General features: G+C 63.8%; 24 protein-coding genes. 10 read left to right on the top strand and 14 right to left on the bottom strand.

Annotated elements, in window-relative coordinates:
• Positions 1-21: 21 nt before the first annotated feature.
• A complete protein-coding gene (locus KI612_RS13640) occupies positions 22-2955 on the bottom strand; it encodes an autotransporter domain-containing protein (RefSeq protein ID WP_226440623.1) in 2934 nt (977 codons plus the stop codon).
• A gap of 272 nt (positions 2956-3227) precedes the next feature.
• On the opposite strand from KI612_RS13640, the gene KI612_RS19905 reads away from it, so the two are divergent.
• From KI612_RS19905 to KI612_RS13620, 3 genes are read left to right on the top strand one after another with little or no spacing between them, the layout of a single operon-like run.
• Positions 3228-4019 carry a response regulator transcription factor gene (locus KI612_RS19905; RefSeq protein WP_319002948.1) on the top strand — a complete coding sequence of 264 codons (792 nt, stop codon included), beginning with the start codon at positions 3228-3230 and terminating at the stop codon, positions 4017-4019.
• The gene (locus KI612_RS13625; RefSeq protein WP_226440622.1) at positions 4016-6622 is read left to right on the top strand and encodes a hybrid sensor histidine kinase/response regulator; all 2607 of its coding nucleotides are present in this window, start codon (positions 4016-4018) and stop codon (positions 6620-6622) included. Before KI612_RS19905 ends, KI612_RS13625 begins: the two co-directional genes overlap by 4 nt.
• An 11-nt stretch (positions 6623-6633) precedes the next feature.
• Positions 6634-8034: a diguanylate cyclase gene (locus KI612_RS13620; protein ID WP_226440621.1), complete on the top strand. Its 1401-nt coding sequence runs from the start codon at positions 6634-6636 to the stop codon at positions 8032-8034.
• Positions 8035-8109: 75 nt separating this feature from the next.
• Here the strand turns inward: KI612_RS13620 and KI612_RS13615 are convergent, their stop codons facing one another.
• The 3 genes from KI612_RS13615 to KI612_RS13605 form a co-directional block, all read right to left on the bottom strand.
• Positions 8110-9285 (bottom strand): metallophosphoesterase, encoded by a 1176-nt coding sequence (locus tag KI612_RS13615; RefSeq protein WP_226440620.1) that lies wholly within the window; start codon positions 9283-9285, stop codon positions 8110-8112.
• A gap of 76 nt (positions 9286-9361) precedes the next feature.
• Positions 9362-9742 carry a DUF3106 domain-containing protein gene (locus tag KI612_RS13610; protein WP_226440619.1) on the bottom strand — a complete coding sequence of 127 codons (381 nt, stop codon included), beginning with the start codon at positions 9740-9742 and terminating at the stop codon, positions 9362-9364.
• 13 nt (positions 9743-9755) lie between these two features.
• A complete protein-coding gene (locus KI612_RS13605) occupies positions 9756-10355 on the bottom strand; it encodes an RNA polymerase sigma factor (RefSeq protein ID WP_226440618.1) in 600 nt (199 codons plus the stop codon).
• A gap of 234 nt (positions 10356-10589) precedes the next feature.
• Between KI612_RS13605 and KI612_RS13600 the strand changes: the two genes are divergently transcribed.
• From KI612_RS13600 to KI612_RS13590, 3 genes are all read left to right on the top strand, one after another.
• Positions 10590-11147, top strand: coding sequence for a YkgJ family cysteine cluster protein (locus KI612_RS13600; protein WP_226440617.1), 558 nt, complete (start codon positions 10590-10592; stop codon positions 11145-11147).
• A 131-nt stretch (positions 11148-11278) separates the two neighbouring features.
• On the top strand, positions 11279-12460 hold the full coding sequence (locus tag KI612_RS13595) for an acetylornithine transaminase (RefSeq protein WP_226440616.1): 1182 nt from the start codon (positions 11279-11281) through the stop codon (positions 12458-12460).
• An 8-nt stretch (positions 12461-12468) separates the two neighbouring features.
• Positions 12469-12915, top strand: a complete 447-nt coding sequence (locus KI612_RS13590; RefSeq protein ID WP_226440615.1) for a PaaI family thioesterase — start codon at positions 12469-12471, stop codon at positions 12913-12915.
• Positions 12916-12960: 45 nt separating this feature from the next.
• On the opposite strand, the gene rpsD is transcribed toward KI612_RS13590, so the two are convergent.
• Complete coding sequence (rpsD, locus tag KI612_RS13585; RefSeq protein WP_226440614.1) at positions 12961-13578, bottom strand: 30S ribosomal protein S4; 618 nt, start codon at positions 13576-13578, stop codon at positions 12961-12963.
• A gap of 23 nt (positions 13579-13601) precedes the next feature.
• Positions 13602-13868: a hypothetical protein gene (locus tag KI612_RS13580; RefSeq protein WP_226440613.1), complete on the bottom strand. Its 267-nt coding sequence runs from the start codon at positions 13866-13868 to the stop codon at positions 13602-13604.
• 378 nt (positions 13869-14246) lie between these two features.
• Between KI612_RS13580 and KI612_RS13575 the strand changes: the two genes are divergently transcribed.
• From KI612_RS13575 to fur, 4 genes are read left to right on the top strand one after another with little or no spacing between them, the layout of a single operon-like run.
• On the top strand, positions 14247-14402 hold the full coding sequence (locus KI612_RS13575; protein WP_226440612.1) for a hypothetical protein: 156 nt from the start codon (positions 14247-14249) through the stop codon (positions 14400-14402).
• A 12-nt stretch (positions 14403-14414) separates the two neighbouring features.
• On the top strand, positions 14415-14678 hold the full coding sequence (locus KI612_RS13570; protein ID WP_226440611.1) for a hypothetical protein: 264 nt from the start codon (positions 14415-14417) through the stop codon (positions 14676-14678).
• A gap of 21 nt (positions 14679-14699) precedes the next feature.
• On the top strand, positions 14700-15974 hold the full coding sequence (locus tag KI612_RS13565; protein ID WP_226440610.1) for a DUF2325 domain-containing protein: 1275 nt from the start codon (positions 14700-14702) through the stop codon (positions 15972-15974).
• Complete coding sequence (gene fur, locus KI612_RS13560) at positions 15971-16408, top strand: ferric iron uptake transcriptional regulator (protein WP_226440609.1); 438 nt, start codon at positions 15971-15973, stop codon at positions 16406-16408. Before KI612_RS13565 ends, fur begins: the two co-directional genes overlap by 4 nt.
• Here the strand turns inward: fur and KI612_RS13555 are convergent.
• The 8 genes from KI612_RS13555 to KI612_RS13520 form a co-directional block, all read right to left on the bottom strand.
• Positions 16405-17268, bottom strand: a complete 864-nt coding sequence (locus tag KI612_RS13555; protein ID WP_226440608.1) for a bile acid:sodium symporter family protein — start codon at positions 17266-17268, stop codon at positions 16405-16407. The two genes, fur and KI612_RS13555, sit on opposite strands and share 4 nt — an antisense overlap.
• Positions 17268-18194, bottom strand: coding sequence for a 1,4-dihydroxy-2-naphthoate octaprenyltransferase (gene menA / locus KI612_RS13550; RefSeq protein WP_226440607.1), 927 nt, complete (start codon positions 18192-18194; stop codon positions 17268-17270). Before menA ends, KI612_RS13555 begins: the two co-directional genes overlap by 1 nt.
• A 114-nt stretch (positions 18195-18308) precedes the next feature.
• Complete coding sequence (locus tag KI612_RS13545) at positions 18309-18947, bottom strand: hypothetical protein (RefSeq protein WP_226440606.1); 639 nt, start codon at positions 18945-18947, stop codon at positions 18309-18311.
• A gap of 44 nt (positions 18948-18991) precedes the next feature.
• Entirely contained in the window at positions 18992-19597 is a 606-nt protein-coding gene (locus tag KI612_RS13540) for an SCO family protein (protein WP_226440605.1), read from the bottom strand.
• Between the two features lie 2 nt (positions 19598-19599).
• Entirely contained in the window at positions 19600-19968 is a 369-nt protein-coding gene (locus KI612_RS13535) for a hypothetical protein (RefSeq protein ID WP_226440604.1), read from the bottom strand.
• Positions 19969-20006: 38 nt separating this feature from the next.
• Positions 20007-20684: a hypothetical protein gene (locus KI612_RS13530; protein ID WP_226440603.1), complete on the bottom strand. Its 678-nt coding sequence runs from the start codon at positions 20682-20684 to the stop codon at positions 20007-20009.
• Positions 20685-20776: 92 nt separating this feature from the next.
• Positions 20777-21112, bottom strand: coding sequence for a hypothetical protein (locus tag KI612_RS13525; protein WP_226440602.1), 336 nt, complete (start codon positions 21110-21112; stop codon positions 20777-20779).
• Positions 21113-21182: 70 nt separating this feature from the next.
• Positions 21183-21638 carry a copper chaperone PCu(A)C gene (locus tag KI612_RS13520; RefSeq protein ID WP_226440601.1) on the bottom strand — a complete coding sequence of 152 codons (456 nt, stop codon included), beginning with the start codon at positions 21636-21638 and terminating at the stop codon, positions 21183-21185.
• Positions 21639-21700 lie beyond the last annotated feature (62 nt).

The following is a 21700-nucleotide window of genomic DNA, read 5'->3' as shown; positions in this document are numbered from 1 at the left end:
TCAGGATTGCCGGTGAGCTACTCAGAACTTCAGGCTGTAGGTGGCCGAGATGGCGTCGTTGGCAAAGCTGTTGCCCTGACCCTGGCGGGTGTACATCAGGTTGAGCTTGCTGCTGTCGCTGACCTTGCGTTCATAGCCCAGGCCCAGCTCATAGCTGTTGCGGCCATTGTCGATGCCGCGGGTCTGGTATTTGACGCCGGGCGCCCCGTCGAAGCTGCTGGAGATCGTAACCGCACTGCTGTTCAGGTCGTGGCCGAGATGCAGGTTGGTGATCAGCTTCGACTGCTCGTCGAGCAGGTAATTGGCACGTACGCCAAGCCCCACCGTGGTTTGCGAATTGGTCATCCGGTCAAGCTGCTGATTTGCGGCACCGGCGCCCGTTTCCTTGTAGGCCGGGTTGGTCAGGCTGCGATAGCTGGCCGAAACCAGCGGTTGCAGCAGCAGTCGCTCGGAAACCTGGAAATCACGCACCAGTTTCAGGTCGACCGATGCGACCGTAGCGGTGTAATTGCCCTTGGCGGTTTGGCCGGTCAGGGCAATCTGCCGCGTGGTGTCGGTCTCCTGGGCGGTATAGCCGGCCTGGTAGAGAACATTGGTCTTGTCGTCAAACACCGGCAGGCTGCCGTAGAGCAGGGCAGAGTAGACATTCAGATCCGCCTTCTGGGCCATGTTGTTCACATTGACGTCGGCGTTGGTATAGAAGAAGGCGAAGCCAAGTTTCTGCTGCGGTGCATATTCGCCGTCCAGGCCCAGGCCAATGCCGCGGGTCTTGAGGTCAAAGCCGCTCAGGCCACCCTTGTCATCCTGTTTGGCCCAGGAGCCGAAGGGCTTGAGCCAGAAGTTCCGGTTGGCCAGCAGCGTATCGCCGGCGTTCAGGCCACTGCCGTTCAGGCTGGCTGCCTGGCGCGTCCCGATGATGTTCTGGATGGTATTGCCAATCTGCACACCAGCCTGCTGCGCGGCCTGCGTCGTCACCGGCGTCAGGCTGTTGACCGCCCGGGCGACATCGGCATCGCTCGGCAGGGCGTTCAGGGCGGTAAAGATCGGGGTCATCGCGGGGGTGATGCCATCGTCCTTGATGCGCATCAGGGCGCCAGCTGCGGCCTGGGCATTCGAGGAGCCGCCGCCAGCCGCAGTCGAGTCGAGAATCGTGGTGCCCGCAACGGCATTCAGGTCGATCGAGTTGCCATTTCGTGCATATTCGAAATTGAGCAGTGCCGAGTTGTCGTCTATCGTCGGAGCCGCATTGACCGTCAGGGATGTGGAGGCCTTGACCACATCATGCAGGGTTTGCCCGACCAGCAGCGCCTCGTTTGTCGATGCAGCCAGCACATTCACCTTGATTTTCGAACCCGCGTCGAAGGTCGCCGTGTCGGTCAGCAGTTGCGAGTGCGTGGTGGTCGTGCCATTGGTCAGCAGCCCGATCTCCAGCGTGCCGGTATTGACGAAGGTGCCGACCGAGGCAGACAACCCGCCCTGATCGGTGTTGGCGTTGTGCGGCAGGCTGATGGTGCCGGCATTATTCAGCGTTCCAGCGATGCCTAAATTGCCGTTCAGCACACCGGTACTGGTATTGGTAGCGGTATTCCCAGCCCCCCCCACCATGAGAGAAAACCCCATTGCATCAGCTACCCCGTTCATGGTTGCGTTAATGAGGCCGCTGTTACGGATTGTGCCGGTTCCGCTCCCGATCATCATGCCAAGTGCAGCGACGCTAGTCGAATTGACATTAATCGTGACGCTATTATCAATGGCAACTGCGGCAGCACTATTCAGGTTCCGCACAGTAATGCCGGCAGCAATATCCCCGGAGGTCAGCATGATCCCCCCCGCGTTGGAGATGCTGGCATTTCCGTTCAGGCTGGCAACCTCAATACCGGTGGCCGGACCGGTCTGGACAGCGGTACTAATATATCCTTGGTTAACAACCGTCGAGTTCCCTTGGGCTGTACCGACCACAATACCCCAGGCCCCGTTCCCACCCTGCATGGTGATCTGACTACTCTGGATAGTGGCACTATCACTCAAGGTACCGACATTGATCCCGGTCGCCGAACCATGGGTGCTGCTGACATTCAGCGCGCCGAAATTGGTCACCCCGGACGTGTCCCGCACTGTCTCGGTATAAATCCCGTACACTGTTCCCGTACTGCTGGCATTACTGTTGGCCACCGTGATTCTGCCAGTTGTTTCATTCCGGATATAGGCACCACCGTTCAATGAGCGTGCGTTAATGCCATAGGTGTTGCCTGCTGCACCATCGCTGCTAGTTACACTCAGGACACCTTGGTTCCCTATATAGCTGCCCCCCGACAGTAGACTGCCATCCAGGGAAATTCCACTGACGCGCCCGGCGGTTCCACTCACATTAATTTGAGCCCTGGGACCCTCGTTCGAAATAAGGAGCGCGCCCACTTGATTTGCGACGACCAGTCCGTCGGCCGCTCCACCAAAGCTCTGGCTTGAGATCCTGTTTCTGTTAGTCAGGATAATCGCGCCTGAACCTGGCATCGGCACCGACATGATCCTGACTCCCGCTGTGTATCCATCCGAGGACTGCACATCGATCATGCCCTCATTGGCTAGATCCGCTCTCAGGGTGGTGTTCGTCGAAAAGGTATCCCACAGGGCGTGAATACCAATTTTTGTGCCAGATGCATACGGCAGCGTTATCGTTTGGTCGCTTTGGACAGTGAGATTGGCGTTGATATCGGTGAACACTTGCGCACCAAGTTCTCCCGCGTGCAACGGCCCTGTCGCCAGCGTTGTTGCGACGGCCAGCGCCAGGGCGCTCAGCGGCCAGGCGGGTTGAGTGTCCTGCTTGACGCACTGGCCGCTGCTGCGGCGTTTGCCATGCCCGCTGGCCACTTCCGAAACGGCCTGCCAGACGCCGGTGGCGGCGTTCCATACAACCCGGAACACGCGATTCATTGATCCATTGTTTTTGCTGTTCATGCTTCCATCCCCTGGGAAAAACGTGCGGAAAATTTGACCTTGTTAGTCTAAGGAGGAATGCAATCGGCCATTTTTGCGCTGGCGCCGGGAAGTTTTGCTGTAGAGGATATTTTTTGCCTTTTTTGCATGGTCGACCGTCTGGCAGGCATGGACTTTTGGTCTGGCGGCAAAAACCTTTGTACTGGCGAATATTTGTGCCCGCCGCTATTCCCCCCGGCGGCTTCAATCGGTAGCCTGCATGGCTTGACCTGTTATTGCCTGTCGTGCCTGCCATGGATGTTGTTACTGCCCCTGCGCCAACCCTGCTGCTGATTGATGACTCCGTTGCCGAATTGCGTGTGCTGATCGACCTGCTGGCGGCGCGCAAGTGGCGCACCCTGGTCAGCTTTGATGGGCTGGACGGTTATCGCAAGGCGCAGGTCAAGCAGCCCAACCTGATTCTGCTGGATGTGCGCATGCCCGGGATGGACGGCTTTGGCACGATCCGGCGCCTGAAGGCCGATCCCCGGACGCAGGCGATCCCGGTGATTTTCCTGACCTCGGCCGAAGACAGGGAAGATCGTCTGACCGGCTTGTCGCTCGGGGCCGTGGATTACATCATCAAGCCCTATGTTTGCGAGGAGGAGGTTCTGGCGCGGCTGGGTATTCATCTTGAGCTTTCCCGCCGCCTGGGCGAGGCGCAGAGTCCAAGGCCCGTCGAGGGGACGGAACAGTCGGCACTGGTCAGCGCTGCGACCCAGCTTCTCATGGACAAGCTGGGCAATCCGCCATCGCCGGAAAAGCTGGCGCAGCAACTGGGGACCAACGAGAAGCGCCTGAACGAGGCTTTCCATGAAGCCTTTTCGCTGCCGGTCTTTGCCTGGTTGCGCGAACAACGCCTGCGTCTGGCGCGCCAGCTGTTGTCGCAGACCGATACGCCGATTGCCGATATTGCGGTGCATTGCGGCTATTCATCACCGGCCAATTTTTCAACGGCATTCAAGGAGCGTTTTGAATGCACGCCGCGTGACTTCCGGCGCCGGATCGGCAATCAGGATGCTACCGAAGATGGTGCCGAGGCATGAGTTTGCCGGGCTATCTGCTGCGCACCTGGGCGCTGCTGCTGGCGCTGCTCTGTTCTGGCGCATCGGCCGCCACGCTGGCGCTGGATGCCTACCCGGAACGCATTGACCTGTCCGGCAGCCTGAGCCTGTTGCATGATCCGGCGGGCAAGCTGCATTACACCGAAGTGCTGGCCATGGGTGACGCGTTTCGCGAAGCTCAGCCTGAGGATCTGGTACGCGGTTTCAATGCCGGGGTGTTCTGGTTGCGCGTCTCCCTGGTTCATGCCGGGGCGCAGCCCATCACCCGCTGGCTGGTGGTGGGAACGGCCAAGATCAATCTGGTCACGCTTTATCTGCGAAGCGGCAATGACTGGCAGGCGATGTACTCGGGGCGCAGTGTGGCGCTGGCCCAAAAGCCCGTGGTGGCGACGGATGCCGTGTTCCCGGTCACCCTGGCGCCCGGCGAAAATCGTGAACTGCTGATCCGGGTTGTCGCACGCGGTGCGACCGACATGTCCTGCATCCTGTGGGAGCCGCAAGCCTATCGCTTCGCATCGGGCGAAAGCCGCTTGTGGCTGGTCGCCATCCTGGCCGGGATTCTGATCAGCGGCTGGTTGGCGCTGCTCGCTTTCATCCGGTTGCGGCAGACCCGCTATCTCTGGTTGAGCCTGCTCCTGATCGCCATTGCCGGCCTGGAGTCGGCCCGGCAAAATTTCATCGGGGTTTATCTCTGGCCGCACGACATGGCTGTGCCACTGCAAATGCTGTCGCTGTTTGCCGGGCTGGCCCTGTTTGCGCTGGCCAGGGTGCTTTCTTTCGCGCTCGACTTGCCACGCCAGTTGCCCCGTGCCGAAACCCTGCTCCGGATCTTGCGCTGGATTGCCGCAGGGGCGGTCTGCGTCAGCTTTTTCGATTATGGTCTGGGGGCTCGCCTGCTGGCCGTGGCCGCGGTGTGTGTGCATCTGGCCGGCCTGACGCTGCCTCTCGTGCTCTGGCGGCGGGGTTATGCGCCAGCGCGCTGGTTTGCCGCTGCGTTTTCGCTTGGCTTGTTGCTTGAGACGGCTCGCCAGTTGGCTAACCTGGGCATTCTGCCTTGGGCGAAGGCGATGGATTTCAGCCTGGCCGGCTATCTGCTCTCGGCGCCTTTCATTCTGATCGGCATGGTCGAGCAGACCCGCAAGCTGTCGCAGCAACTGGCCGTGGCGGAGCAGTTGCAGCAGGCCAAATCGGCCTTTCTCGCGCGGGTGAGCCATGAGTTGCGTTCGCCGCTGAACACGATCCTTGGTTTTGCCCGCATGCTGCGGCGCGGTTCTGCCCGCCTGTCTCTGGCCGAAGGTGCCGCCGGCATCGAAAAGGGGGCAATCCGCCTGCTTGGCCTGATTGACGAATTGCTCGATGAGGCAAGGGTGGCAGCAGGCAAACTCAGTGTCTCGCCGGTGCCGACGCCGTTTGTCAGCTGGCTGGAAGAGGTGGTGGCCGGCGCCGAGGTGTCTTGCGAAGCGCAGGGCAACCGCTTTGTCTGCGTACGTTCGGCTGAGTTGCCGCCAGCGGTCTTGCTGGATGGCCTGCGCTTGCGCCAGGTGCTCGAAAACCTTCTGAGCAATGCGAATCGGCACACCCGACATGGCGAGATTCAGCTTGAATGCAAGGCCTCGCTCAGGGATGCGACAGCGCTTCTGGAATTCGTTGTCAGGGATGATGGGGAAGGGATTACGCCGGAGCAGATCAGGGTCATTTTTGAACCCTTCGTCCGCGGCCCGGAAAATGGGCAGGGCGATCGCCGCAGGCGTTCCGGCTTTGGTCTGGGCTTGCCCATTTGTCGCGAGTTGATTCGCCAGATGGGGAGCGATATTGCCGTTAGCAGTGATCCGGGCAAGGGGAGCTGTTTCCGGTTTACCCTGCATTGCCCCCTGCTGGCGCCTGAAGAAGTCAGTGGCGTGGAGCTCAATGCCTTTTCCGTCAGCGCCAGGCCACTGGTGTCCTTGCCTGACTTGACCGGTTTGCCTGTGGTCGCGTCTTCTCCCAGAGTGTTGCTGGTCGAGGATGATCCGGAACATCTTGCATTGCTGCGCGATCAGCTCGGCGAAGCCGGCTTCGATACGGGCGTGGCTCGCAACGCCTTGGCCGCGCTCGAACAGGCTGAAAACTCAAGGTGGGATGCGATCATCACCGATCAGATGATGGCGGAAGGCGATGGCTGGTATCTGCTGTGTCAGATTCGCGACTCTGGGCAATTCATGCCGGTCATCCTGCTTTCAGCGGCATTGCCGCAACGGCCTCCCGGATTTCCGGCCGGGGTGGAATTCGATGCGATATTGCGCAAGCCGGCCTTGTCGGAAGACTTGCTGCTGACACTATGGATGCTGCTGCTGAAAATCGGTTCCGCCAGCCCGACGCCGGGTGGCGTGACTGCCGGACGCTGGCTCGAACTCGCCACCCTGGCCAGCGACGGCGATGTCAGCGGTATCGAGGACTGGCTGGCCGGACTGGATATCCGGACGGAAGATGACGAACGGCTTGCTTCCTGGGTGCGCGCAGCCCTGGGGCGCCTCGATCTGGGTTTGCTGGAACACCTGGCCCGCAGGGCTTGGGGGCGGCTGCAAGTGCACAATAACTGTCAGTGATGATCGCCCCGATGATGAATTTCCTCTTTTTTGTCTTGCGCCTGCTCTTGCCGCTGGTTTTTGCTCCCATTCTGCGGGCTGCTGATGCAGCACCCGCCGGCATTGCCTTTACACCGCAGGAGAAGGCCTACCTGGAGCGGGTCGGGACGCTGAGGGTATGTGTTGATCCCGACTGGATTCCTTTTGAACAGATCAATGCCCAGGGGCAGCACGAAGGTATTGCCGCCGATCTGCTGCAACTGGTGGCCCAGCGCGTTGGCCTCAAAATCGAGGTGTATCCGGTCAAGACCTGGGATGAGTCGCTGGTGGCCTCGAAGAGCAAGCGCTGCCAGCTGATGAGTTTTCTCAACCAGACGCCGGCGCGCGACCAGTGGTTGATCTTCACCCAGCCGATCTTTTACGACCAGAACATCATCATCACCCGTGAAGAGCATCCTTATATCGGCGAACCCAGGGATCTCGCCGAGCATACCGTGGTCTTGCCCCGCGGCACGATGATCGAGGAGCGCATCCGGCGTGACTTCCCCAATTTGAAGGTGATCACCACGGATAGCGAGGCCGAGGCGATCAGCTATGTTTCCGAGCGCAAGGCCGACATGACGGTACGTTCCTTGATCGTCGCCGCCTATGCGATCAAGAAGCAGGGGTTCTTCAACCTGAAAATCTCGGGACACATCCCGGCCTATTCCAACCAGTTGCGCATCGGCGTAGTGAAGGATGAACCCCTGTTGCGGGATATTCTCGACAAGGGAGTCAAAACGGTGACGGCGGCGGAGCGCGAAGCCATCGCCAACCGGCATGTTCCGATCAATGTCCAGAATGGAGTCGACTACACGCTGGTCTGGCAGATTGCCGGCGCAGCGGCTGGTGTGCTGGTCCTTGTGCTGGCCTGGATGCACAGGCTCAATACGCTGAACCGGGAACTGGCCCGGCTGTCGGTAACGGATAAGCCGACCGGCCTGTTCAATCGTGTGAAGATGAATGAGGTAGTGGAGAGCGAATTCCAGCGTTCTTTGCGCTTCGGTCATCCCTTCAGTGTCATCCTGCTTGATATCGACGGGAACCATGAGCTCAATGACGGTGTTGTTGCCGAGGCCGACCGTCAGGTGCGGCTTGCCGTGGCCGATGTCCTGAAGGCCCATACTCGCAAAACCGATGTGCTCGGGTGCGTTGGTGGCTGCGAGTTCATGCTCGTCTGTACGCAAACCGACCAGAAGGGGGCGATAAAACTGGCGGAAAACCTGCGCCAGTTGCTGGCCCCTATGGAACTACTTGTCGCTCAGCAAAAGAGCGTCAGTTTCGGGCTTGCCTCGTATCAGCTGAGTGACCAGTCCAGGGACATTGTTGCCCGCGCCGATGTGGCCCTGCGTGAAGCCAGGCGTCAGGGCGGCAATCAGACGCGAGCGGGATAGTCTTGCTTCCTCTCGAGTCGTCAATGGCCGGCAGGTTGTTTCCGGCGAAACGGCGAACGATTCCCTGACCGGCCTTCAGCCGCTGGCCAGGCGCAGCACGCTGATTTCCGAAGGTGCCCCGAAGCGCTTGGGTGGCCCCCAGTAGCCGGTGCCGCGACTGGTATAGACCGTCAGCCGGCCGAGCCGGTGCAGGCCGGCGGTAAAGGGTTGCTGCAAGGGCACGAAGTGGTTCCACGGCCAGAACTGGCCGCCGTGCGTGTGGCCGGAGAGTTGCAGGTCGAAGCCGGCGGCTGCGGCGGCGCTGGCCGAGCGTGGCTGGTGGGCGAGCAGGATGCGCGGCAGGCCGGGCGGGCTGCCGGCGAGTGCGGCGACCGGGTCGCTGGCCTGGCTTACGTCGAAAGCGGCGGCCGAGTAATCGCTGACCCCGGCGAGAACGAAGCGGGCACCACGGTGCTCGATGACGACGTGGCGGTTATCGAGGACTTGCAGCCCGATGCGTGTGAATTCGCGCAGCCACGCCTTGGCGCCGGAGTAATACTCGTGGTTGCCGCTCACCACGTAGCTGCCATGCCGGCTGCGCAACTGGCCGAGCGGTGCGGTATCGGCGTGCAACTGTTCGACTGTCCCGTCGACCACGTCGCCGGTGATGACGACCAGGTCGGCAGCGAGCTGGTTGACGCGGTCGACGATGGCCTGGACGTATTTTCGCTTGATCGTCGGCCCGACGTGGATGTCGCTGAGCTGGACGATGGTGAATCCCGCTAGCGCCTCGGGGAGCCCGCTCAGCGGGATATCGACCCGGACGACGCGGGCAACGCGGCGCGCATTGACATAGCCGAGCAGCGTGAACAGGCCGGCAAGGGCAAGCACGCCGATGGCCGTCGGCGCGGCCAGCGCCGGTGCGTCGGCGAACAGCCGGGCGAGATCGCGCAATACGGTCAACACCAGCACTGACGAGAAAAGCCCCATCGCCAGACCGCCCAGCCAGCCGAGCCGGTCGGCCAGCGCCTGGCGGTCGACGACGAAACGGGCGAACAAACCGAGCGGGACCAGGCCGGTGGAAATCGTCAGCCCGGCGATGGCCAGCGTCAGGCCGACGGCGTCGAGATCGAGCGGTGGCAGCAGACGCCAGCCGAGGTAGAGATGCAGGCTGCCGATCAGGGGCAGAAAGCGCCAGAAGGCACGGCGCAGGCGGCCGGGCAGGGCGGGGCGGTTACTTGCCGCGGGCGGCAGGGTGGGGCTGTCGGGCATGGGCTTCGATTTTAATTTTTGGCTTTTTTTGCGCGTGCACCGCCCGGCGGGTGGCGGGCGGTGCATGCAGTCTGGCTCAGGCCTTGCCGGCGGGTTTGTCGTCGGCGGGTGCGGCTTCTTCGCTCTTCTCCGAAGAACGGCAAGCGCTCCAGCGGCTACGGAAGCGGCTCTTGAGCTGCGCCCGTTCTTCCGGCGTCATTTTTTCCCAGCGCTCGCGGCGTTCGTGCCAATGGCTGGGGCAACTGCCGCGCAGGCCGCCGAACAGGATGCGACTGAGTGCCAGCACGCCGAGCGCCTGCCAGTAGCCGATCGGCGAGACGCCGAGAAACAGGTCGGGCAGCAGGCAGTTCCATAACTGCATGACGACCCAGGTCAGGGCAGAGATGCCGGCAACGACCATCAGGCCGATCTTGAGGCAGCGTGAAACGCAGCCGGATTTTTCAGTAGAGCAGTACATGGTGATTCCTCGTTCAGGGTTGTTCGTCGTAAAGGGGGCGCAGGCGTTCGCGCAGGTGCAGGACGGCCTGCCGCTTCCAGCCGAGCAGGGTGTTGATGGAGGTGCCGCTGGCCGCGGCCATTTCCTTGAAGCTTTGCCCATCGAGTTCATGGGCGATGAAGACATCGCGCGGCCCGGCCGGCAGTTCTTCGAGCCCGGCCGCAATGGCATCCAGCCACAGGCGCCGCAAATGCGCAGCTTCCGGACCGCCGTCGCTGGCCGGCAAGGCGTTCTCCAGCCAATGTTCGCTGTCCTCGTCGGCATCCGCGGTGCCGGATGCCGGCAAACGCTCCTCGCGCCGCTTGCGGAAGCGGTCGATGATGCGATTGCGCGCCACCCGGAACAGCCAGGCACCGACCTGTTCGATCGGTTCCGGCAGGCGCCAGGCCTCGACCAGTTCGAAAAAGACGTCCTGCAGGATGTCCTCGGCCTCGCCCGGATCAGGCACGCGCTGCCGGATGAAGCTGCCCAGCCGCCCGCTTTCGCGGGCAACGGTTTCGGTCAGGCGGCGGTTCTGCTCGGCCATCAGGCGGTTTTTCTCGTAAGGTGGCGGCAGGGAAAGCGATGTGTCCATGCCTGGGTAGACGAACGCCAGACGCGGATATTGTGGCGCGGCGAAAATATATTGCAGTATGCCGGCAGTCCGGCCTACCTGCCGCCAGCCTCTGCCGGCAAGTCCGGTGACTTTGGCCGTATACTGCGCGCTGCCCGGGTGATCTCGGGCGTAACTCCCCATTTTTTCCATCTGACACCCGTTGACCGTGATCCTCCTTTCCTCCGCCGCCCCGTTTTTCCCGTCTGCCCTGCAATGAGCAATCGCGATTCCCGCCGTTCTCTCGCCAGCGAGCTTGCTGCCGCCGCCGATGCCTACCAGGTGGCTGACGTGATTCCGCATTGCAGCGTCTGCGCCAGGCCCTGTTGCTGCCTCGATGCGCTGGTGCTCGAACTGGAGTGGAAACAGATCAAGACCTTCTGGAAGCTTGGCGAGTCGCGCAATGCATTCGACAAGCGCCTGGCCACGGGCGGTGGTCCGGAGGAAATCCGGGCCGGCAACGGGCTGTATTACGTGCATAGCAAGCCTTGTCCTGCCTACGATCTGAGCGGACACGCCTGCACGATTTACGGCCAGGACATCAAGCCGGCGGGGTGTTCCGACTTTCCGGTGTACGAGGACATGGGCAGCGTCACCGCCGACCTGCGCTGCGAAGCGGTCAATCTCGACGCACTCGTCGCCCGCCTGGCCCGCGCGGTCGGGCCAGAGTTCCGCATCGTCCAGTCTGCCGATGCCGAGTTTCCCTTCCTGGTCACGCTGGCGGCCAAAAAGACAGTCAAGAAGGCGCCGGGCCGGCGTCCGCCGCGGGCCTGATCGCGCCGCCCCGGCGCGGCGCAAACCGGACCGGCTGCATGCCGTCCGGCGTTTTTGGTGCGGCGCAGCATGGCGTAATTCGGTAACATTACGCCCTTACCATTCACGTCCCCCGCTACGGAAAACCGACGATGCAATACCAATCTGCCAATACCGATTCGCTGATGTACATCACCAACCGCCCGGCGCTCGTTTTCGAGCGCGGCGAAGGTTCCTGGCTGTATGACCACACCGGCAAGGCCTATCTCGATTTCATCCAGGGCTGGGCGGTCAATTGCCTTGGCCACTGCCCGCCGGAAATCGCCACGGCCCTGAGCACCCAGGCTGCGCAGTTGATCAATCCGAGCCCGGCTTTCTACAACGGCCCGATGGTCAAGCTGGCCAGCCTGCTTACCGAGAATTCCTGCTTCGACCGCGTCTTCTTCGCCAATACCGGCGCCGAAGCCAACGAAGGCGCCATCAAGCTGGCGCGCAAGTGGGGCCGCCTCAACAAGGGCGGTGCGCACGAGATCATCACCTTCGACCATTCCTTCCACGGCCGTACGCTGGCGACCATGTCGGCCTCCGGCAAGGCCGGCTGGGACACGCTCTATGCACCGCAGGTGCCGGGCTTCCACAAGGCGGCCTACAACGACATCGCAGCGGTCGACGCGCTGATCGGGCCGAAAACCGTCGCCGTCATGCTTGAACCGGTGCAGGGCGAGGGCGGCGTGATTCCGGCCGAGGTCGAATTCCTCAAGGCACTGCGCGCCCTGACCGAAGCGCGCGGCGTGCTGCTCATCGTCGATGAAGTGCAGACCGGCATGGGCCGTACCGGCAAGCTGTTTGCCTACGAACACGCCGGCATCACGCCGGACATCATGACGCTGGGCAAGGGCATCGGCGGCGGCGTGCCGCTCGCCGCGCTGCTCGCCCGCGAAGCCATCTGCTGTTTCGAGCCGGGCGACCAGGGCGGTACCTACAACGGCAACCCGCTGATGACGGCGGTCGGCCTGGCCGTCACCAAGGCGCTGCTGGCGCCGGGCTTCCTGGCCGGTGTCGAGGCACGCGGCCAGTACCTGTCGCAGAAACTGCTCGAACTCAGCGCCCGCCACGGCCTCAAGGGCGAACGCGGCTCCGGCCTGTTGCGCGCCCTGGTGCTTGCCGACGAGCGTGGCCCGGACATCGTCAAGCGCGGCCTCGAACTGGCGCCGCAGGGCCTGCTGCTCAATTCGCCGCGGCCGAACCTGCTGCGCTTCATGCCGGCCCTCAATGTCAGCGAAGGCGAAATCGACCAGATGATCGCCATCCTTGACGGCCTGCTCAAGGGCTGAGGGCAGTCGTGACCGATCATCCCGAACGCCTGCTTGTCCGGCGCGCGATCGACGGCGGCTTGCGCGACCTGGCGGTCGACAGCAATCCGCTGGCCATTTCGCTCGGCATGCGCATCGTCTCGGCCAGCGACGGGCGGGTGCGTCTCGGTTTCACGGTCGGCACGGCCTTCACCCAGGGCAATGGTGTCGTGCAGGGCGGCATCGTTGCGGCGCTGCTCGACTTTGCGATGATCTTTGCCGCCTTCTCGCAAACCCCGGCCGGCATGACGCTGGCCACGGTCAGCCAGACCAGCAATTACTTCCGCCCGGCGCCGGCCGGCGAACTGTTCGCCGAAGCCGAGCTGGAAAAGATTGGGCGCAGCATGGTCAATGCACGCGCCAGCCTGTACGGCCCAGATGACAGCCTGCTCGCCAGCGCCACGGCGCCGCTGGCGGTGATCGCCATGCGGACTTAGTCCGCCGGCGAGGCAGGCAACAAGGCGACCGCAGGGTCGCCTTTTTTACAGGCGGGTCGCGTAATACTCGACGATGCGCTGCAGGTCGAGCGGGAAGGGCGCCGAATCGCCGTCCGGCAGGTGGTTCAGGTGCGCCGTCCCGGTGGTGGCGTCGTAGGCGATCCATTCCGGGCGTTCGAGGGCTGGCGCTTCAAGCGTGGTGCGCACGAGATCGATTTTTCGGCCGGCCTCGCTCGGGCCGAAGCGGTCGCCGATGCGCAGGCGGATCGACGGAATCGTGACGCGCCTGCCGTTCAACTCGAATTTGCCGTGGCTGACCAGTTGGCGCGCGGCCGGGATGGTCGGCGCGAAGCCGGCGCGGAAGACGAGATTGTCGAGGCGGCGTTCGAGCAGCTCGACCAGCTTGTTGCCGGTGGCGCCCTTGTCCTTCTTGGCATCGACGACGACACGGCGCAACTGGCGCTCGGTCAGGCCGTAGTTGTAGCGCAGCTTCTGCTTTTCCATCAATTGCAGGCCGAACTCGGACTTGCGGCTGCTTTGTTTGCGGGCGCCATGCTGGCCGGGCGGCTGCGGGCGGTCCTGCGTCGATTTGCGGGACAGGCCGGGCAGGTCGACGCCGAGGGCGCGCAGGACTTTCAGGCGGGGGCCGGTGTAACGGGACATTGCGTGTTCTTTCCAGTGAACGGTTAGTGGAGAAGCTGACCGGGTACGGTCAACGGGAAAAATTCGCTCGAAATCGAGGCGGGCTGGCAGTCGACCGCCTGCCAGCCGGCCAGGACTTGTTCCAGGGTGCTGCGCAGGCGCGGATCGATGCCGTCGGCGCCCGCCGCTGCGGCGAGATGGGCGCACAGGGCGTCGGTCTTGTTGCAGGTATTGCCGCGCAGGGCGCTGGCCGAAAGCAGGGCGACGATCGCCGCCAGGCGAAGCGCGAGCGGCATCGGTTCGATATCCATGAAGATTGCACTTGAGTTGCGGAGGGATGCGACCGGATGCCGGCTCCGGCCTTGCCGGTACGGACAATCCGCTGCCGCATGCAGCCCCCTGGTGACAGGGAAATCCGGCTGGCTGGGGGCGATTGCGGCGCACTGGCTGGCTAGGCGTTTTTCGCCGTTTGCTGGCGAATGAGAATTATTGTTATTTAAGTTCGGGCAAAATGCAAGCGCGAAAAGGCGGCTGGCAGGCGCGGCAAGTTAGCGCGCGACTCACTGCTCAAATAGCAACGGTTCTCATTTGCTTGACAATGCCAATGTTTTTGATAAGAATTATTCTCAACAAGCCAGCCAAGCCCGCGTGCTAGCCAGCCAATCCGGCAATCCTCTCGTGGAGGCAGCATGCACATCACTTTCTTGCAGTCGGGCGGCCAGGCCGCCAGCCGTCGGTCATCCCCGGCCGCCCCGGGTGGGCGGGCGCTGACCCGGCCGGACAGTCTCTATTTCAGTATTTCCATCGCGGCCGGCTTTCTCTGGCTGGCTTTGAGCTGTTTTTGAGGGAGGTCAATCATGCCTAGCAATAACTTCTGGGCCGGCGTCGTGAGTCAGTTGCTGATTCACCAGGAAACCGGCTGCCCGCATTCGACCCGGCACGCCATTCGCCTGCTCGAGCAACTCAGCGAATTCGACGATCTCGATGCCGACGTGCGTGGCCTCTGCGAGCGGGCCAGCCGGCGTCTCGAAAACAGCCTGGCGCCTGCTTCTGCGGCCGTCAATGCCGCGCCCCGAGCCCGTTCGGGTCTTGCGTCCGGGCCGCTGCCCGGCCATTCCTGATTCACTTTGCGGAGAACATCGATGTCCGGATTTCCCTTTCATGTCGCCGGCGGTTCCTTCGGCGCTGGCCATTCCCTGCTCGCCGAGGCGATGACGCCGCCCGCCCTGCCCAAGGCGCAAGTTGCGGTCGGTTCGCGCCGGCGCAAGCTGTGGGAGATTTCCCACAAATTCCATTGCCCCATCGTCGGCGTCTGTTTCGAATGCGACGAGTTGCGCCGCCTGATGCAAAAAGTCATGCACCTGCCGCGCGATGCCTCGGATTTCATGCTGCACACCACGGCGGTCGGCGCCTGCGAGGAAAGAAGCCGGCTCGCCGAAATCCTGCAGAAATCGCTGGAAAAACGTTACCAGCTGAGCATTCGCCAGCTCGCCGCCTGCAAGTCGGTCGCCGAGCTGCGCCGCGCCTGGCAGGCCGCCTGCCGCGCCAAGCGCGACATCCCGGCCGTCCTCTGGGCGTGCTGGACGCATCCGTGCAGCAACGAGCAGCTCGACCAGGAAATCTACGGCGACATCCACATGATCCAGCACCAGCTCGGCGCGCATGACCGCACCGAGCAGCAGGCCCTGATCAATGCGCAGGCGAAGAATGCCGAACTGCAGGCTCGCCTCGATGCCGCCCTGGCCGACGCCGAGGATCTGCGCCAGAAGCGAGCGACGCAGGCGCAGGAAGCGGCGCAGACGATCGCCCAGCTGCGTGCCGAACTGGTCGCCAGGGAAGCGCGGGCGAGCAATCTGGCGCGCGCCTCCGATACGCTGCGCGAAGCGCTGCCCGATCTCGAATCGCGCCAGAAACTGGCGCAGCGCCTGGCCGATGCCGAAGAACGGGCGCGTGCGACGCGCCAGGAAAACGAGGAGCTGACGCGCGAACTGACCCGCCTGCGCGATTTCGCCAAATACGCCGAGGAGACCATCGAGTCGCTGAGCCGGGCCGACGAAGACGATCTGGCGGAGCTGCCCGGGCCGCAGTTGTCGGGCAAGTGCGTGCTGTGCGTCGGCGGGCGTTCCGGCAGCGTCAATTCCTACCGCGAGGTGGTCGAGCAGTCGGGCGGCCATTTCCTGCACCACGACGGCGGTCTCGAGGAAAGCCTGCACCGCATCGACGGCGCGCTGGCCGCGGCCGACATCGTCATCTGCCAGGCCGGCTGCATCAGTCACAACGCCTACTGGCGGGTCAAGGAACAGTGCAAGCGTACCGGCAAGCCCTGCATGTTCGTCAAGAACAGCGGCCTGGGCAGCTTCGGGCGGGCGGTCAACGCGCTGGGCAAGGGCAATTCCGGCGCCGGGACTGACAAATGAACGCGAAAGAAGAATTGCGCCGCCTTGGTCTCAAGGTCACCTACCCGCGCATGAAAGTCCTCGAAGTGTTCAGCGGTCACGCCGGCACCCATCTTGGTGCCGAGGAGGTGCATCGCCTGCTCCTCGGTCAGGGCGACGACATTGGCCTGGCCACGGTGTATCGCATCCTGGCCCAGTTCGACGAGGTGGGCGCCTTGTCGCGCCAGGTTTTCGACGGCAGCAAGTCGGTCTACGAGATCAACGACGGCAAGCACCATGATCACCTGGTCTGTCTCAAGTGCGGCCGGGTCAAGGAATTCGGCGACCCGCTGATCGAGACGCGGCAGCAGGAAATCGCCGCCAGCAACGGCTACCGCCTGGCCGAGCACCACCTGACGCTGTACGGCTATTGCCCCGACTGCGAGCCGGACGGCGCGCCGAAAAAAGCGAACTAGGCCGGGCTGGCGTCCGTTGCCGGGCAGCGCCGGCGGGCCAGGAAGACGAGGCCGAAGGCGGAGAAATTCATCAGGAAGGCATAGACCACGCTGGGTGCGGCCAGGGCCGGCACCTGCAGCAGCAGGTTGGCGACGAAAATGCCGAGCGCCGCGTTGTGCAGGCCGCATTCCATGGCCAGCGCCAGTTGCTGCCGGCGCGGCAGGCCGCCGAGACCGCCGGCGAGAAAACCCAGCCCCATGGTCAGCAGGTTGAGCACGACGAGCAGCGGCCCGAGGCTGGGCAGGTTGCCGAGCACGACTTCGCGCTGGGCGACGAAGGTGGCGAGCACGATGAGGATGAACAATACGGTCGACAGCCGGGCGAGCGGCTTTTCCAGGCGGCCGGCCAATTGCTGTTTGCGTTGCCGGAAGAACATGCCGAGGCAGACCGGCAGCACGGTGATCAGGAAAACGCCGACACCGGTGCGCATGGCCGGCATCTGCAGGCTGGCTTCGCCGCCGGCGAAATGCGCTAGCGCCAGTCCTACCGTGAGCGGCAGCGTGAACAGCACGCCGAGGCTGGTGATTGCGGTCAACGAAACCGAAAGCGCCGTTTCGCCGCCGGCGAGCAGCGTGAGCAAACCGGCGCTGACGCCGCCCGGCGTGCTGGCCAGGATCATGACGCCGACCGCCATCTCGCCGCCGATACCGGACAGGCTGAGCAGCAGGAAGGCGAGCAGCGGCAGGCCGAGGATCTGGATGCCGAGCCCGATGGCTATCGCACGCGGGCTGGCGAAGACGCGCCGGAAATCGGCCGGCTGCAGGCTGACGCCGAGCGAGAACATGATGAAGGCGAGGCTGAGCGGCAGCAGGATGTCCATCAGGCGAGTTCAAGCAGGAAGCCGGCGGTGAGCAGCACGGCGAGGATCAGGCCGCAGCGCGCGGTGGCCGGTAACAGGGGATTGAGTGCCGGATCGCTGCTGGCGGCGGCGAAGGCGCGCACCTTGGCGAGCGCGTTGGGCAGGGCGAACAGGCCGAGCAGGGCGCCGCTGTGACCGAACCAGGCGAGCAGCGGTAGCAGCGCGAAAGGCAGCAGCATCATTGCCGCGTAGGCGCGGGTCGCGCCGGCCCGGCTGAGCAGCGCGGCCAGCGTGCGGCGGCCGACGCGCAGGTCGGCGACGCGGTCGCGTGTGTTGTTGACGACCAGCACGGCGGCGGCCGGCAGGCCGCAGACGAGACCGGCGAGCAGGGTGCTGAGATCGGGCGCGTGCCCTTGCAGCCAGACGCTGCCGCCGACGGCGAGCACGCCGAAGAAGAAAAGCACGAACAGTTCGCCGAAGGGCGAATAGGAGATCGGGCGTGGGCCGCCCGAGTAGGACCAGCCGGCGAGCAGCGAGGCGAGCCCGATGCCGACGATCGGCCAGCCGCCGACCACGGCCAGGTAGATGCCGAGCAGGAAAGCGGCGGTAAAGCTGCCCAGCGCGGCGCGCCGCACTGTGCCCGGCGTCACCCAGCCGGCCGCGGTGACGCGCAGCGGGCCGGGACGGTCGGGCAAATCGTTGCCTTTTTCGCAGTCGACCGCATCGTTGTGCAGATTGGTCGCGATCTGGATCAGCGTCGCGCAGCACAGCGCGGCGACCAAGGCCAGCCAGTGCACGCTGCTGCCCTCGGCCCAGGCCAGGCTGGAACCGACCAGTACCGGCGCCACCGACACGCTCAGCGTGCGCGGCCGGATCGCCAGCCAGGCAATGCGCCAGGCTTTGGGGCGAATGACCGGGTAGGACAGGGGCGGCGGCAGTTTGCTCAACGGAATGGACTTTCGGCTAGGGAGAATGGCAGGCCCGCAGCGGTCGACCGGCGGGCAGGGCGTATTTTCACCTAAAAACATCGGTCGGCTGCGGATTCGTTCGGCCGCGGATTTTCAATAGCCTTGCCAGGCGCAGCCGCGCAGGACCTTGCCCGGACGTCGCAGTTCGGCCTGCCAGCCGAACAGGCTGTTCTTGTCCTGGCTGCGGCATAACTGCCGGGTCAACTGCCATTGTTCGGGCTGCTCCTTGCCGACCGTGATGGCGACGGTTGCGCTGCCCGCCGCAATGACGACCTCGTGGTGGCGGAATTCGGGCTGGCCGGCTTCATTCAGCCGGACTTGCTGCTCGCTCAGGTGCATCGTCCAGTCCGGCGCAGCGCCGAGGGCGCGCCATTTCTCGTCCGGATTGGCGCTGGCCTGGCAGCGCGCATCGGTGTGGGCAAAGTTGATCCACGACACCTTGAGGCGATCGGCTTCGGCCAGCCCCGTGAATTCGACGTAGAGCGGCTTGTTCTCGGCCAGGCCGAGCTTGACCAGAGCGGCGCTGAGCTGCTGGTCGGGCGACGTGTCTTCGAGCTGGACGTAGGTGCGCTCGCGGCAGGGCGTGAAGATCATCCGGCCGGCGTGTTGCAGCAACAGGCCGCGGGCGATTTTCTCGCTGGCCGGGGCGCTCGCGGCGTCGGCCGCGCTGGCGAACAGCGGCAGCGTGGCGCAGCAAAGGGCGATGAAATGGTGGAGCGGATGTTTAGCCATGATCTTTCCTGGGAAGCCGGGTGGCTTCGGTTAAATGCCGGGATTCAGCGCTGCGTTTCGAACGTGCTCAGGAAGACGCGGAGTTCGGCGAGGATTTCATCAACCGGTCGGCCGTAGGCGAATTTCTTGACGAACTGGCCGGCGGGATCGAGCAAATAGAGTCCTGCCGAATGGTCGACCGCATAGTTTTTGGCATCCTTGCCGGCGACCTTGGCATAGCGCACCCGGTAGTTGCGCGCCGCCCGCTGGACCAGTTCGGGCGTGCCGCTCAGGCCGAGGATGCGGGCATCGAAGAAGCGCGTGTAGGTTTGCAGCACGCGCGGCGTGTCGCGCTCCGGATCGACCGAAATGAAGATGCCCTGGACGCGGTCGGCGTCGGGGCCGAGCTGTTTGAGCAGTTCGGCCATGTCGACCAGCGTGGTCGGACAGATGTCCGGGCAATAGGTGTAGCCGAAAGCAATCAGCTGGAAACGGCCGCGCCAGTCCTGGTCGCTGACCGCCTGGCCGTCCGGACCGATCAGCAGATAGCGCGGATTGACCGCACTGGCTTCGCCGGCGAGCAGCTTGTGGGCCGGCTCGGCGAGCGCCGGCAGGGCAATCAGCAGGGAGCCGAGGTAAAGCATGAGCAGGCAGCGTCGCAGCATGCTCATGCTCAGTGTGCTTGCCCGACGGCGCGGCGCAACTCGACGGCGACGGCATCAACCCGGCCGGCCAGCGACTTGCTGTCCGGGCAGGCCTTGCCGGCCTGGCCTTGTGCCAGATACGCCTCCTGGGTGGCCTGTTCGAATGCTTCGCCGACCGCCCGCTCCTTGGGCGCGTCATGGATCAGGATGTCGCGCAGGCGGGTACTCAGCGCCATTTGCTTGCAGGCCAGGGCCTGGCCATTGAGTTGACCGAGGCTGCTGACGCTGGCCTGCAGGGCCGGCGGCAGTTCATCGGCGGCGAGGCAGTTGCCGGCGGTCAACGCGCTGGTCAGGGCAAAAACGAGCGTGCGGGTGAGGCTGGGCTTGGGGTGGGTCATGGCATATCCGTGATCAGGAGTGGAGCGCGGGCTGGGCATCAGGGTGCCGCCTGCGGCAGGGGAATGACGCTGCTGACGATGGTCGCGCTGTGGCGGTCGACAAAGTCGATGGCCTGCAGCTTGCCGATCAGGTAACGTTTTTTCAGGGTGAAATCGACCGGCTGGCCGTGCGTTGCCTTCCAGAAGGTTGTGCTTTCGCTGCTCAGCGGTTCCTCCAGACAGGCCCGGGCGCGCATGGCCGTGTTGGCGGCGAGGCCGGCCGGCAGATGGCTGGCAAAACCGGCGGCGTCATTGACTTCGCGCCGGTAGAAATCATAGATGTTGTCGAAGGCGAGGAAATAATCGTAGCGCCAGCGCACCTGCATGGTCTGCATTTCGCCGATCCGGTCTTCCGCCCGGTATTCGCCGCGGGCCTCCTCGGTTGAGCCGAGCGGCAGGAACTTGTAGCGGTAATAGTCTTCCACATCGGGCTGGCTGCCCGGTTGCCAGCTCCAGCCTTCGGCGACGTTGTTGAAGGCCATCGGGTAGGTCAGTTCGCCGCTGTCACCGTTCAGTCCCGGCCCGTTGTCGAGGTCAATGTCGACTTCGAAGCAGGTGCCGGCTTTGGCCTGGCCGGCGAGACGCGCATACAGGCTGGCGCCGCTTTCGGCATGCGCGCTGCCGGGCAGTGCCGCGATCAGCAGCAGCGGAAGAAACAGGCGGGGCAGCGACAGCATGAGGATTTTGCGTCCGGGAGCAAGGAGCCGCCATTCTTTCGCGCCTGGCGGTCGACAAAAATGATCTTGATCAATTTGGCGTGCGACTTGCCTCAGTCGCTGTCTGGCGCTGCTCCCATCATTTCGTTGCAGGTGGCGCGACCGAAGGTCTCGGCGTGGCGGCGGGCGGCGATCTGCGGTTCGGCGTAAATGCGGCGGGTGATCTGGTTGGCGATGCGCGGGCCGCGGCTGCCGTCTTCGGCAAACAGTTTCATCGGTCGACCATGCTCGCGGTCGTAAAAAGCCTGCAATGCCTGGTCGCGCATCCGCTCGCAGAAACGGATGCGCTCGGCATCGGGCAGGCTGTCGTCGATCTTGCCGTGGGCGTGTTCGGCCTGGGCGGAAGCCATGCAGAGCAGGGCAAGCAGGGTGGTGAGCAGTGTTTTCATATCCAGGCCTGGCGGCGGAAAAATCCCGTTTCCAGGCGGTCGACCGCCTGGAAAACGCAAAAATGCGGGTTCAGTGCTGCATCCGCATGCCGGTCGGCAGCGGACGCATGACCTTGGCGTTGACCTGCTTGCTGCTGCCGTCGTCGAAGCCCAGGGTGATCGGTATGTTGTCGCCTTCCTGCAGTGGTGCCTTGAGGTCGATCAGCATGATGTGCAGGCCGCCCGGCTGGAGCAGGGCTTCGCCACCGGCCTTGATCTCGATGGCCGGCACCTGGCGCATTTTCATGATGCCGGCCTCGTTCAGATGCGTGTGCAGTTCGGTCACCCGGCTTGCCGGATTGTCGGCCTTGACGACTTTGACGTCCTTGCTGCCGGTATTCCTGATCACCATGAAGGCGCCGGCTGCCGGTGCATTGGGCGGGGCGAGCCGGACATAGGGTTGATGGATCTCGATCTGGTCGGCGGCAGCGGCAAGCAGACCGCCCGAGAAGAGCAGGCCGGCGGCGAAAAAGACGGGATGGCGCATGGAAGATCCTTTCTGGATGAGGGTTTGGGCTGTTCCGGGGCGCCCGGATCGCGGCGCCACAA

The organism is Quatrionicoccus australiensis, assembly GCF_020510525.1.
GTDB lineage: Bacteria > Pseudomonadota > Gammaproteobacteria > Burkholderiales > Rhodocyclaceae > Azonexus > Azonexus australiensis_B.
This window is presented reverse-complemented; position numbering and strand designations above follow the sequence as displayed.